Source organism: Oceanicaulis sp. LC35, assembly GCF_052055585.1.
In the GTDB taxonomy this organism is placed as follows: Bacteria; Pseudomonadota; Alphaproteobacteria; order Caulobacterales; family Maricaulaceae; genus Oceanicaulis.
Genome location: NZ_CP170485.1, coordinates 2,616,250 through 2,629,182 on the forward strand (window position 1 = coordinate 2,616,250; position 12,933 = coordinate 2,629,182).

The window sequence follows — 12,933 nt, forward strand, 5'->3', positions numbered from 1 at the left end:
GCACGGGCCGCGTCTTTAGAACCGCGCGACTCCGAAGGTGTTGGGGTTGAGCTGGCGGGCGTCCGCTTCAGCACAGGTGTTCAGGCATTCGATCAGCACCGCGCGGGTGTCGCGCGGGTCGATAATTCCGTCATCCCAGAGCCGGGCTGTCGCAAAGAGCGCCTGGCTCTGCTCATCAAGGCTCTGGGTGATCATGGCGCTCATCTGGGCGAGCGCCTCTTCGTCCGTATCGATCCCGGCGCGCGCATTCTTGCCGCGGGTGACGATCTCCATCACTTTCGCGGCCTGCGCCCCGCCCATCACCGCGGTGCGGGCAGTGGGCCAGGCGAAGATGAACCGCGGATCAAAGCCGCGCCCGCACATGCCGTAATTGCCCGCGCCAAAGCTGCCGCCCAGAACAATGGTGATCTTGGGCACGCGGGCATTCGCCACCGCCTGGATCATCTTGGAGCCATGCTTGACCGCGCCTGCGCGCTCCGCCGCCGAGCCGACCATGTAGCCGGTGGTGTTCTGCAGGAAGACGATCGGCGTGCCGGACTGATCACACAGCTGGATGAACTGACCCGCCTTGGTCGAGCCTTCAGGCTGGATCGGGCCATTATTGCCAATGATTCCGACGATCTGACCGCCTATGCGGGCATGCCCGCACACGGTTTCAGAGCCATAGCGCGCCTTGAATTCGAGAAAATCCGAGCCGTCCACGACCCGCGCGATCACATCCTTGACGTCATAGGGTGTGCGATCATCGGCCGGCACCACGCCCATCAGCTCTTCGGCGTCATAGACGGGCGCATCTCCGCCGCCGGATGGCGTGGCCGGGGACCAGTTGAGCTTGTCCATGATCTCGCGCGCATAGGCGAGCGCCTGAGCGTCATCCTCGGCGACATACTCGCCAAGCCCGGTCACTTCACCATGTAGATCGGCGCCGCCCAGACTTTCATCATCAGCGTCCTCACCAATCGCGGCTTTGACCAGCGGCGGGCCCGCGAGGAAGATTTTCGACTTCTCGCGCACCAGTACGACGTAATCGCTCATCCCCGGCAGATAGGCGCCGCCCGCTGTCGAGCTGCCGTGCACAACCGCGATCTGGGGAATGCCCGCCGCGCTCAGACGCGCCTGATTGGCGAAGCTGCGGCCGCCATCCACAAAGATTTCCGCCTGATACAGAAGATTCGCGCCGCCTGATTCCACCAGATGGATCATGGGCAGCTTGTTCTGCAGGGCGATTTCCTGGGCCCGCAGGGATTTCTTCAATCCCATGGGCGCGACCGTGCCGCCCTTGATGGCGCTGTCAGACGCCGAGATCACGCAGCGCTTGCCCGCCACGACGCCAATACCGACAACCGCGCCGCCGCCAGAGGCGCCTCGCCCGCCATCATCGTCATGCATTTTAAGACCGGCCAGCGGCGCAATCTCGAGAAAGGGCGCATCCCGATCGACCAGACGCGCCACGCGTTCGCGCGGCAGAAGCTGGCCGCGCTCTTCAAAGCGGTCCTTTTTGGCGGCGGAATTGGCCCGTACCTGCTCTTCCGCAGCGCGCACGCTGGCGAGCTTTTCACTCATGGCGGCATGGGCGGCCTTGAATTCATCCGACCCCGGATTGAGACGGCTGGTCAGCACGCTCATGACTCAGCACCCTCGCCACGCAACACCGCCGGGTCGACCGCGCGGTGGAAGCCGTTGAAGACGTCCGAATTGTTGTGGGGCGTCAGTGGGTAGTGACGCTCGCCCAAAGGCGCGCCGCCATCTACCTGCATCTGGACGCCGGTGATGAAGGCCGCGCCCGGCGACAAGAGGAAAGTCACCGCCGCCGACACTTCGGCTTCAGAGCCCATACGCTGGGCGGGCAAATTCTGTTTCAGCATGGGAATGATCGCGCGAAAGGCGCCGCCATAGGTGTCCATGCCGGAACTGGCGATCCAGCCCGGAGACACGGCGTTCACACGCACGCCCTTGGGGGCCCATTCAAAAGCGAGGGTCTTAGTGAGGTTTTCCATCCCCGCCCGCGCCGCGCCCGAATGGGCCATGCCCGGCATGCCGTGATGCATGTCTGCGGTGATGTTGACGATGGCGCCGCCATGTTCGGCCATCGAGGCCTTGAACACTTCCCGGCTCATCAGGAATCCGCCCGTCAGATTGGTCGCGATCACCGCGTCCCAACCCTTCTTGGAGATGTCCTCGGCATTGGCGGGGAATTGCCCGCCTGCATTGTTCACGAGGCCATGGATGCGACCATGGCGCTTGGCCATGCCTGCGACCGCCGCTGAGACCGCGTCTTCATCGCGAATGTCAAACGATGCTGTTTCGCACGAGCCGCCATCCCCGGAGATTTCCTCCGCCACCGCAGCGAGCTTGTCGGGCTTGCGCCCTGTCAAAATGGCATGGGCGCCCAGAGCGGTCAGCTCATGGGCGATGCAGCGGCCAATTCCCGAACCGCCGCCCGTCACAATGATGACCTGTCCCTTGAACAGGTCATCGCGAAACACGCTGTCATAGCGGGCGTGCGTGGCGTTATCGCTCATCTTGCGCCCGTCTCCTCCCTGACTGGTCCGGTCTGTGTCCGCCGGTGTGATCAGAGCTTCGCAGGGCTTAACGTATACGTCAAGCACATCTTGTTTGCGGAAACGCAACAGCGTATGAAGGGGTGAACAAGGACAGGCTCATGACCCACGCCCCTGATACACAAAGCAACCGCGCCCTCTATGGCATCGCCGATCTGGCCGAGGCCTTTTCGATCACCACGCGGACCATTCGTTTTTATGAAGACAAGGGACTTCTGACGCCCCAACGCGTGGGCGGCCAGCGGGTCTACACCGAAGCGGACAAGAAACGTCTCGCCCTGATCCTGCGCGCCAAGACCATCGGCACCAAGCTCAGCGACATCAAGACCTTCCTTGAGCTCTATGGCCAGGAAGGCGAGGGCCGGGTGCGCCAGCTCGAATTCGTCATCGACATGACGGCGCAGGAAATCGCGCGGCTGGAAGAGAAAAAGGCCGAGATCGAAACCACGCTCAATGAATTGCGCGTGATCCACGAAGGCTCGAAGGCGCGCCTCGCCAAACGCCGCAATACGGCGGACTAGGCGCGCCCTGTCGCCTCGACTAGGCGACGCTTTTTGCGGCTTCGTCGAGCTTGAATGTGGCTTCGCGGGACATGTCCGAAGCCTGGGCGATTTCAGTGATGTTGGCGCTGACCGTCCGCACGCCCTCGGCCGCGGTCTGCATGTTCGAGGAGATATCCGCAGTCACCGCGCTTTGCTCCTCCACGGCCGTGGAAATGCCGGTCGAGATCTGATTGAGCTGATCAATCACGCGCTGGATGTCATCAATCGTGCTGACGGCCTGTCGTGTATTGCCCTGGACCGCCTCGATCTGGCGCGAAATCTGATCGGTCGCTTTCGCCGTCTGGCTGGCGAGCGACTTCACCTCACTGGCCACAACCGCAAAACCCTTGCCGGCCTCCCCGGCGCGGGCCGCCTCGATCGTGGCGTTCAGCGCCAGAAGATTGGTCTGCTCGGCGATGTCGGTGATCAGACGCAGCACTTCGCCAATCGCCTGAGCCGCGCCGTCGAGCTCGGAGATCACCGCCTGGGCCTGTCCTGATTTCTCGACGGCACGACTGGACACATTCGCCGCTTCTGCAACCTGGCGGCTGATCTCGGCGATCGAGGACGCCAGTTCTTCCGCCCCGGACGCCACCGCCTGCACATTCTCGGTCGCGGTCTCGGTCGCTGTGGCGGACTCATTGGCCAGCTGTGAGGTCTGTACCGCGGCGGCGGCGATCTCTGAAATCTGCTCCGCCATCACCGCCAGAACCGAAGTGCGGTGTTCACGCGCTTCCACCATCCCGGTGACATCAGTGGCGAATTTAACGACCTTGTAGACCTTCCCGTCCTCATCAAGGATCGGGCTATAGGTCGCCTGAATATAGATCGGCGCGCCGGACTTGGTGATGCGCTTGAACTCGGCGGTCTTGGCTTCGCCTGACGCCAGATCCGCCCAGAACTGCTTGTAGGCCTGCGTATTGCGCTCCTCATCAGCGACGAAGAGGGAATGGTGTCCGCCCTTGATCTCTTCCAGCCGGTACCCGAGAGCGTTGAGGAAATTGTCATTGGCGCCGAGAATTTCACCCGTCGGTGTGAACTCGATCACCGCCTGGGACCGACGGATCGCCTCAACCTGCCCGTTAAGATCGCGGTCTTTCAGGACTTTCTCGGTGATGTCGGTGGCGAGCTTGACCACCTTGATCACCTTGCCCCCCGCCCCACGCACAGGCGTATAGGTCGCCTGGATGTAGACATAGGCGCCGGACTTGGCGACGCGTCGGAACTGGCGCGTTTGCGCCTGACCGGCGCGCAAGGCGTCCCAGAACTGACGGTAGCCTTCGCCATCGCGCTCGGCCTGGGTGACGAACAGGCCGTGTCGCTGCCCGACAATCTCATCGAGCCTGTAGCCCATGACGGAAAGGAAGTTCTCGTTTGCGGTCAGGACCTTGCCCTGTGGATCAAACTCGATCACCGCCTGCGACGCATGAATGGCGTCAATGAGCGCCTGAGCGCCCTGTCCCCAACCTGCAAACATCTGCCGCTTACCCCCATGAATGTGCGACGAAAGTCGAATACTTTTCAACTTTCGGCGAGGAGGCAGCGCCGATGATTAACGGCTCTTTAATTTAGCCACATACGGCGTACGGTTTTCATAAAACATTACTTGAGAGCGAAAATCATGTGCGCAAGACGCGTATGAGCATTATTTTTTCAGGTCTTTTGCGTTTCGCGTCGGGTCAGCCAGCGCACCAGAGAGGCGGGCGCGAATCGCATCAGGATCAGTGTGCGCCGCATTGCGGCGCCTGTGACCACTTCGGTCGCGTCGCGATCATAGCCCTTGATGATGTCAGCAGCGACTTCCGCCGCCGTCGTCGCAGCAAAGCTCTCAAAGGTCCGCACGCCCCCCATACCCGCCCGCTCCTTGAAGGGCGTGTCGGAGATCGCCGAGGGGCACACAGTCATCACCCGCACGCGGCTGCCGCTGCGAGACAATTCCTGCTCTAGCGCCAGCGAGTAATGACGCACGAAGGCCTTGGTCGCGGCATAGACCGCAAGGCCCGGCGTCGGCACGAAAGCCGAGTTTGAGGCGAGGTTGATGATATAGCCGCCATCACGCGCTTCCAGGATCGGCAGGAAAGCGCGGGTCAGAGCATGAAGCGCTCGCAGATTGACGTCGATCATCGCCTGCTCAGCGGCAAGAGGGATGTCTTTGGACTCTCCGTATACGCCGAAGCCCGCATTATTGACCAGAACCTCGACCCCGCCTTCGCTTGTGGACCAATCCACAATGCGCTGAACGCTGTCTGGCGCGGCGAGGTCAAGCGCCATCCCCTTGATCCGTGTATGGGGATAGCGCTCAAGAAGACCCGCGCGCGCCCGCTCGATCTCCGCCTCATCAAGGGAGACCCACAAAAGCTCATAACCGCGTTTAAGCCAGAGCTCTGACAGGGCAAGGCCGATCCCGCTCGACCCGCCGGTGATCAGGACGGCCTCGCTCATTGCACAGCCTCGGGCATCTCATAAGCGTCCGCGCCATCGCGCTCGAGCCCGGCCACCCAGAGCATGCCCTGCCAGGGCGTCACGGTGGTCGCGCCGAAAGGCGCATCATCAGGGCCGTAAAGCACACGCACGGGCTCACCCTCGGCATTCACGCCCATGCCCATGACAGGCCGCGGCGGGAAGGGCGGCAGGCCCGCAATCTGGATCCAGCGCCAGGCAAGGCGCTTGAGGAAGGGATTGGAATGCAGACCCTCGATCTGTGGCGAGCGTTGGGATGGCAAGGCGATCCACACAAGCCCCGTGTCTTCGTCAAAGGCGAGATTGTCCGGATAGCCCGGCAGGCCGTCGATCAGAACGTCATAGGCGCCCGTTTCAGGATCAAGCGCGATGACCCGCGCAGACCAAGTCTCGTTCACATAGACCACGCCCGACATCGGATCATGATCGACGCCATTGATGAAGCCAAAGCCTTCAGCGAGCACCGTGAATTCATCCGGCCCCGTGACCTTGTAGATGACGCCCGTCTGCTCGCCTTCCAGAAGCGAGGTCATGTATTCGCCATAGCCATAGCGGCGCGAGGCGTCGGTCAGGATGACGCTGCCATCGTCCAGCACCGTCAGGTCATCAGTGAAGACCAGAGGCCCGCCCTCGCTCTCATCGGCGAGCCAGACATCAAACTCCCCCTCGGCATTCAGGCGCAGCAAGCCCTTCAGGGCGTCTGCAACAAACAGGGCGCCATCCGGGCCGAAGGACAGACCCAGAGGGCGTCCGTTGGTGTTGGCGAATTCCGACCAGCCGCCCGCAACTTCGCGCACCATGATGCGGCCATCCGCCAGGCTGGCGTAGAGCCGGCCATCAGGGCCAGGCTCGAGATCCTCGGCGCCATGCAGATCAGGAATCTCCCGGCGCACGGGCTGTTGCACCGTTTCAAACAGCGCCATGAGGTCGGGATCAGCCGGTGTCGGATGAAAGGGGCGCGCATCCAGCGCGCCCGGCCCGTAAGCGGCCAATCCGAGAATGATCAGCAAGGCGGCGACGCCGCCCAGAATCCAGCGCAGCATCACGCCCTCCCCTGAAGTGATTTGCGTCACATTGCGGGAGAAGCGTGAAACGGGCAAGCGCCTTCAGGTCACCGCTTTTCTGGCGAGAAACTCGGGCGCATCCCAGGCGCGGGTCTCGATCACGTCCGCCAGCGCCTCGGCGGCGTCAAAGACATCCGCATAGGAATTGTAGAGCGGATTGAAGCCGAACCGCATCAGATCCGGGGCCCGGAAATCGCCAATGATGCCGCGCGCGATCAGCGCTTGCACAATGGCGTAGCCCTGCTCATGACGCAGCACCACATGGCCGCCGCGCCGCTGTCCCCTGCCCGGACAGGCGTGCTCAAGACCCAGCGCCTCGGCCTTCTCCAGCAGGATATCGCCCAGCGCGATGGCTTTTTTCTCCACCTGCGCCATGTCCACGCCGTCATAGGCGCTGACCGCGCCATCAAGGGCGGAGAGCGCCAGAATGGAGGGCGAGCTGGTGCGCCAGCGCACGATGCTGTCGTCCGGTTCATAAGCGTCTTCAAAACCGAAGGGGCGTTTATGGCCCAGCCAGCCCGACACCGGATGCTCCAGCGTTCCGATCTGGTCTTCCGCGCAGTAGAGAAACGCCGGGGCGCCCGGACCACCGGACAGGAATTTATACCCGCAGCCGACGGCGTATCGCGCACCCCAGGCCTTGAGCTTGAGGTCCACCAGCCCGGTGGCGTGGCTGAGATCCCAGATGATGTTGAGCCCCCGCGCCTTCGCCTCGGCTTCATAGCCTTCAAAGTCGGCGATCTCGGCGGATTTGTAGTGCACGGCGGATTTGATGAAGACCGTCACGCCCTCGGGCAAATCCGCCGGGCGCGTATTGGGCGCGACGCGATGCATGGGCGCGCCGGTGATCCGGGCGACACCCTCCATCACATGGTTGTCGGTGGGAAACTCGCCCGCTTCTGTGGCGATGGCGCCGCCGTCACGGGCCAGCAGGGCCGTGGCGAGCTTGAAGAGGTTGATCGTGACCGTATCGACTGCGATCACCTCTTGCGGTTCGACGCCGACAAGCCGGGCGAGCTTGGCCCCCAAGGTCAGCGGCAAGTCCATCCAACCCGCATCATTCCACGAGCGGATCAGCCCCTTCGCCCATTCGGTTTCGGCAGCGTGCTGCAAACGCGCGAGCGCCGCCTTGGGCGGCACGCCCAGCGAATTGCCGTCTAGATAGATCTCGCCGTCAGGCAGCGCGAACAGATCGCGTTTGTCTTTCAGCGGATCGTTCCGGTCCAGCGCCTCGCAGGCCTCGCGCGTCAGCATGAAGTTCTCTCTCCTACAGCGGACCACGCTCGGTGATGCCGCCATCCACGACGAATTTCTGGCCCGTCATATAGCTTGATGCGTCGCTGGCGAGGAAGTGGATCGCAGCGGCCATGTCTTCAGGCTGGCCGACGCGCTTGATGGAGAAGTTGCGCTTCATCATGTCTTCAAGGTTCGGATCGGACGTCAGCGCCGAGGCGAGCTTGGTCTCGGTCAGACCCGGGCACAGCGCATTCACGCGAATCCCCAGATGGCCGCATTCCTGGGCCAGAACCTGCGTCAGCGAAATCACGGCGGCTTTCGAGATCGAATACGCGCCCTGGAAATAGCCCGGACGGATGCCGTTGATCGAGGCGACATTGATGATCGAACCCCGGCCCTGATCCTTCATGAAGGTGTTGATGGCCAGATTGGACAGGAAGAACGGGCCTTTGACGTTCACGTCGAAGGTCTTGTCCCAGGCCTCGTCCGGGGTGTCCTTGGCTTCACCGAAATACGGGCTGGTCGCGCCATTGTTGACCAGCACGTCGAGACGGCCTTCGTTTTCCTTGATGCTGGCCATGGCCGCTTCGCGATGTTCGGCCTCGCCCAGATGCAGCACCATGGCGCGGGCTTTGCCGCCCTCGGCCTTGATCTCTTCAGCAACACGCTCGCAATCGCCGATCTTGCGGCTCGAGCAGATCACCATGGCGCCATTGCGCGCCATGCGCTTGGCGGCGGCTTCGCCAATGCCGCGGCTCGCGCCGGCGACGAGAACCACACGGCCTTCCAGCGACAGGTCTTTCTCGGACATGATTTTCCTCCCGTTCACGTCACTTAATGCGTTAAGCGGCACGTTAGCGGCGGATTGCTGCGATGGCGAGGGGGCGCCTGCAACGAAAAAGGGAGGCGTTTCCGCCTCCCTTCTCACACCGCTTATTCAGCGTCTTCAAGTCCCAGCCGTTCGGCCAGATCGAGCTCCGGCGCGGGCGGTTCGCCGCCTTCGCCTTGCAGGTAATGGGTCATCCAGCGCTGCACGCGCAGACCATAGTCATACTGGGCGGCGGCGCGGCGATTGCCATGGCCTTCGCCCGGATAGGTGACAAGGCGCACCGGCGCGTTCGAAGTCGCCTTCATGATCCGGTACAGGATGAAGGACTGACTGGTGTCCACACGCGTATCGGCTTCGCCATGCAGGATCAGCGTCGGCGTGGTCGAGCCCGGCGCGTTATAGGTCGGGCTGTGCTCGAGATAATTCATCCAGTCATCCCAGGGCGCCTGCATGAAGTGCACATCCACCATCTCGATCGGGATTTCGGTGGTGCCCAGGAAGCTGATGAGGTCGGTCAGCGCCACGAAAGGCGCAGAGGCGGCGAAGTGCTCGCTGGCCACCGTCGCGCCCCAGGCCGAAGCGAAGCCGCCATAGGAGCCGCCGGTGATGCCGACGCGGTCCGCATCCACGATCCCGGCCTCAGACAGGGCGCCGATGGCGTCCACCAGATCCCAGAATTCCTCACCCGGACCATCCAGATGATCAAGCTTGGCGAAGCGTTCACCGCGGCCCGTCGAGCCGCGATAATTGGGGTAGAAAACCGCAAAGCCCTGACCCGCGCCGATATGGCCCAGATTGGAATAACCGTTCACCCAGCCATTGCTGTCATGGGCTTCAGGACCGCCATGCACGGTCATGATCATCGGCCAGCCGCCTTCGGGCGCTGCGCCTTGCGGGGTCACCAGAACGCCCTCGATCCGCTCGCCGTCGCGCGCTTCGAACTCGAAGACGCGCTGATCGCCCCAGGCGATGCTCTCAAGCTGCGGGTTGTGATCGGTCCACTGGCGCATACGACGACGGTCGCCCACGAACAGTTCACGCGGATGGGTGGCGGCGTGGATGGTCGTCGCCAGCACGCGATCGTCGCGATCATAATCCATGGCCGAGATCACACCCGCTTCAGTCGGCGTGCGACGCTCCTCACGGCCATTGACGTTGTATTCGACAAGCGCGGTGCCCGTGCCGACGCTGGCGACGGTGAGGATGGAATCGCGGTCGATCCAGGCCAGCTGGCTCACATGCTGCTCGGCGTCGCGCGCAATTGCGCGGAACGCGCCGCTGTCGACATCCGCCACATGCAGCGTGCCCGCCGTCGGATCGGCGCGATCCGCAGCCGCAATGAAGGCCAGACGCGAACCGTCCGGCGAGAAATCGGCCATGCCGATCTTGCCTTCGGTGTCGATGGTGGAGATCACCGATCCGTCCGCCGCGCTCACCACACTCCACTGACGCTCCATCAGGGAATCATCCACCAGCGTCGTCGGGGCCAGCGCCACAGCGAGACGAGAACCATCTTCGCTCAGCGCCAGCGAAGACGCGTGACCGGGCAGATCAAAGCGCACCGGCTCGGCGTCCGCGTCCGACAGGTCCGCGCGCCAGACATGAGAGAAGATGTCGTTCTCTTCAAAGACATTGGCCATGAAGCCGCGATCATGCAGCGCTTCGCTGACCCGATCGGCTTTCTCACGCGCAATGAAGAAGACCGTCTCGCCATCCGGCGCGATCACATAGGACTGGATCGAGGCGTTATGGGCGAAGATCCGGCGCGCTTCGCCGCCATTGACCGGAATCTCGTACAGCGCCGATCCCGTATCGCCATCGCGATGGGTCAGGAAGGTTAGCGCCTCGCCATCCGGAGACCAGTCCGCGCCGCTGATATAGCTTTCACCGCTCAGATAGAGCCGCGCCGCATCCGGACCCGAAGCCACATAGAGCTCGGTCTTGGGCGTGCCGTCTTCGGCGCCCTCGACCACATTGCGGGGAATGGACAGGGTGAAAGCAACCTGCTCGCCATCAGGCGAGATATCCACGCCAGACACCTGGCGGATTTCGAAGAGGTCTTCCAGCGTCAGGGGGTCCTGCGCCTGGGTCTGCGCGCCAAGCGCGACCGCAGCAGCGAGCCCCAGAGCGCCAGTGAACAGTGGACGGTTCATGACGATACTCCTTGGTGAACTGTGCGCGCAGCCTATAGGCAAGATCACCCGCGCGTCGAGGCGATGTCGGCAGGGCGCGCCATCACGAATGCTGCGGCAAACAGCACTCGCGTGCTGCGAAGTTTAACACAATCCTAATCGCGGCTCGGCGCCTTGGAGAACTCGGCGTATTTGTTCTTTTTCTCGCGAACGTCTTCAGCGCCTTCGATCACCACGACCGCCTCGCCCTTGGGCGCATCGGTCAGTCGGGCCTCAAGCTCGGACAAGGTCCCGCGCCAGACCCGCTCAAAGCGTTTGGTCAGCTCAAGGGTCAGGGCCGCCCGGCGATCCCCCAGCACTTCCCGCGCGTCCGCCAGCGTTTCAGACAGCCTTTGGGGGCTTTCCATCAGTATCAGGCTGGCGGGCAGGCCGGCATAGGTTTCAAAGAGCGCCTTGCGCTTGCCCGACTTGCGCGGCGGAAAACCGATGAAGGTGAAACGATCGGTCGGCAGCCCCGAGATAGATAGCGCCATGATCACCGAAGACACCCCCGGCGCGGCGCTGACCTCCAGCCCGGCCTCCACCGCCGCCTGCACGACCCGGTAGCCGGGATCGGAGATGGCCGGCGTGCCGGCATCACTGACCAGCGCCACCGTCGCGCCGTCCGTGATGAGTTTGACGATGCCCGCCGCACTCGCCTGCTCGTTATGGTCATGGCACGCGATCAGGCGCTTGTCGGTGATCCCGCCCTGATCCAGCAAACGCCGGGTGACGCGGGTATCCTCGCACGCAATCGCGTCCGCGGTGCGCAGCACCTCCCAGGCGCGCGCGGTCATATCGCCCATATTGCCAATGGGCGTGGTCACCAGCACCAGGCGCGGCCCGGTTTCCGGCGGCGCATCAAGGTCGGCAGTCTGTGCGGAATCATTCATGCGCCCATCCTACTCCCGAGCGCTCAACTGACCAGCGCTGCAGGCTGCGCTCTACCATGAACCCGAACGCCAGGCGCGCATCAGGTCTGACCAGCTCGCCGCCCCCGACAGCGTCCGCATCACCCCGTCCGCGGGCGCATCATACAGCAATGTGTGCAGGCCTTCCGCCGCCTGCCGCCGGCTGCGGGCGATCATCGCCTCGATCCGTGCGGCGGACAGGCGCGCCGGGTGGGGCGGCGGCGGCGGCGCATAAAGGCTCAACCCATAGGACAGACGCCGCGCCTGGGTCTGGGCCCAGCGATGCAGGCGCAACGCCGCCATGCCAGGCGCAAAGCGCAGGCCATAGGCGTCGGCAGGCGCCAGGATCACACGCCCGCCCCCTCGCTTTACGGGACGATAGGCCAGCGGCCAGACGCCATGCGCGTGTCGCAGGGCATCCGTCGGCACGCCCCAGTCTGAAAGCCGGTCGGTCTGCAGCAAGGCTTCGGGCACACGCGGCGGGGCCAGCGTGAAGCTGGCCTGCTCCTGCACGGCGTGATCGCGGCTGAGAATCCATTGTTCGAGCAAGGGCGCATCGGCGCTGGCGAGCTTGATCCGCACCCGTTCGATGGACCCGTCCTCAAGGCGGGTGGAAACCAGATGGGACAATTGCACGCCTCGCCCCGCCGGCATGCCCACATCCTCAAGCGGTCGCGTATCCACAAGCCAGCTGGCCCTGACGCTTCCCAGGCTGGTGTCCAGCACGACGCGAGCGCGAGAACGGTGGATCTGATCGATCCGGACCCCGGTCTCCAGCGCCATGCGCGGCTCGGAGGCGATACGGTCGAGCGCCGCATCCTGAACGCTTTGAGCGGGAACGCGCGCCAGAACGAGCTGATCCAACGGCCTGTGCAGCACAGCCCCGTTCAGGCTTTCCACCTCAAAGCCGGAAAGCCGCCCCGCCTCGAATCGCCGGAGGACATGGGTCGGCACCGTGGGGAAGACCCATTGACGCAGATTGGGAGCAATCTGACGCGGCTCCACGATCAAGGTGCGCATGCGACGACTTGCCTGCGCCATGGCGGCCCCCAGGGCCAACCCGGACAGCCCGGCTCCGATTATAACAAGATCAAAGCGTTCACTCATGGCGTCCCACTCGCATGCATGCCATCAAGGGGCGAATTTTATGTGCATAATT

General features: G+C 63.4%; 11 protein-coding genes. 1 reads left to right on the forward strand and 10 read right to left on the reverse strand.

The window, feature by feature from the left end; all coding sequences use genetic code 11:
* Window positions 1–15 precede the first annotated feature (15 nt).
* The gene (locus ACFELO_RS12475; RefSeq protein WP_440958093.1) at window positions 16–1,626 is read right to left on the reverse strand and encodes an acyl-CoA carboxylase subunit beta; all 1,611 of its coding nucleotides are present in this window, start codon (window positions 1,624–1,626) and stop codon (window positions 16–18) included.
* Window positions 1,623–2,522, reverse strand: a complete 900-nt coding sequence (locus ACFELO_RS12480; protein ID WP_440958094.1) for an SDR family oxidoreductase — start codon at window positions 2,520–2,522, stop codon at window positions 1,623–1,625. Before ACFELO_RS12480 ends, ACFELO_RS12475 begins: the two co-directional genes overlap by 4 nt.
* A 140-nt stretch (window positions 2,523–2,662) precedes the next feature.
* On the opposite strand from ACFELO_RS12480, the gene ACFELO_RS12485 reads away from it, so the two are divergent.
* Window positions 2,663–3,082 carry a MerR family transcriptional regulator gene (locus tag ACFELO_RS12485; protein ID WP_440958095.1) on the forward strand — a complete coding sequence of 140 codons (420 nt, stop codon included), beginning with the start codon at window positions 2,663–2,665 and terminating at the stop codon, window positions 3,080–3,082.
* A gap of 19 nt (window positions 3,083–3,101) precedes the next feature.
* On the opposite strand, the gene ACFELO_RS12490 is transcribed toward ACFELO_RS12485, so the two are convergent.
* From ACFELO_RS12490 to ACFELO_RS12525, 8 genes are all read right to left on the reverse strand, one after another.
* On the reverse strand, window positions 3,102–4,580 hold the full coding sequence (locus tag ACFELO_RS12490) for a methyl-accepting chemotaxis protein (RefSeq protein ID WP_440958096.1): 1,479 nt from the start codon (window positions 4,578–4,580) through the stop codon (window positions 3,102–3,104).
* Between the two features lie 176 nt (window positions 4,581–4,756).
* Window positions 4,757–5,545 carry an SDR family NAD(P)-dependent oxidoreductase gene (locus ACFELO_RS12495; RefSeq protein ID WP_440958097.1) on the reverse strand — a complete coding sequence of 263 codons (789 nt, stop codon included), beginning with the start codon at window positions 5,543–5,545 and terminating at the stop codon, window positions 4,757–4,759.
* Window positions 5,542–6,606: an SMP-30/gluconolactonase/LRE family protein gene (locus tag ACFELO_RS12500; protein ID WP_440958098.1), complete on the reverse strand. Its 1,065-nt coding sequence runs from the start codon at window positions 6,604–6,606 to the stop codon at window positions 5,542–5,544. Before ACFELO_RS12500 ends, ACFELO_RS12495 begins: the two co-directional genes overlap by 4 nt.
* A gap of 63 nt (window positions 6,607–6,669) precedes the next feature.
* Entirely contained in the window at window positions 6,670–7,881 is a 1,212-nt protein-coding gene (locus tag ACFELO_RS12505; RefSeq protein ID WP_440958099.1) for a kynureninase, read from the reverse strand.
* 13 nt (window positions 7,882–7,894) lie between these two features.
* Window positions 7,895–8,674: a glucose 1-dehydrogenase gene (locus ACFELO_RS12510; RefSeq protein WP_440958100.1), complete on the reverse strand. Its 780-nt coding sequence runs from the start codon at window positions 8,672–8,674 to the stop codon at window positions 7,895–7,897.
* A 122-nt stretch (window positions 8,675–8,796) separates the two neighbouring features.
* The gene (locus ACFELO_RS12515; RefSeq protein WP_440958101.1) at window positions 8,797–10,845 is read right to left on the reverse strand and encodes a prolyl oligopeptidase family serine peptidase; all 2,049 of its coding nucleotides are present in this window, start codon (window positions 10,843–10,845) and stop codon (window positions 8,797–8,799) included.
* A 134-nt stretch (window positions 10,846–10,979) separates the two neighbouring features.
* A complete protein-coding gene (rsmI, locus tag ACFELO_RS12520; protein WP_440958102.1) occupies window positions 10,980–11,756 on the reverse strand; it encodes a 16S rRNA (cytidine(1402)-2'-O)-methyltransferase in 777 nt (258 codons plus the stop codon).
* Window positions 11,757–11,807: 51 nt separating this feature from the next.
* Window positions 11,808–12,881 (reverse strand): lycopene cyclase family protein, encoded by a 1,074-nt coding sequence (locus ACFELO_RS12525; RefSeq protein WP_440958103.1) that lies wholly within the window; start codon window positions 12,879–12,881, stop codon window positions 11,808–11,810.
* Between the last annotated feature and the right edge of the window lie 52 nt (window positions 12,882–12,933).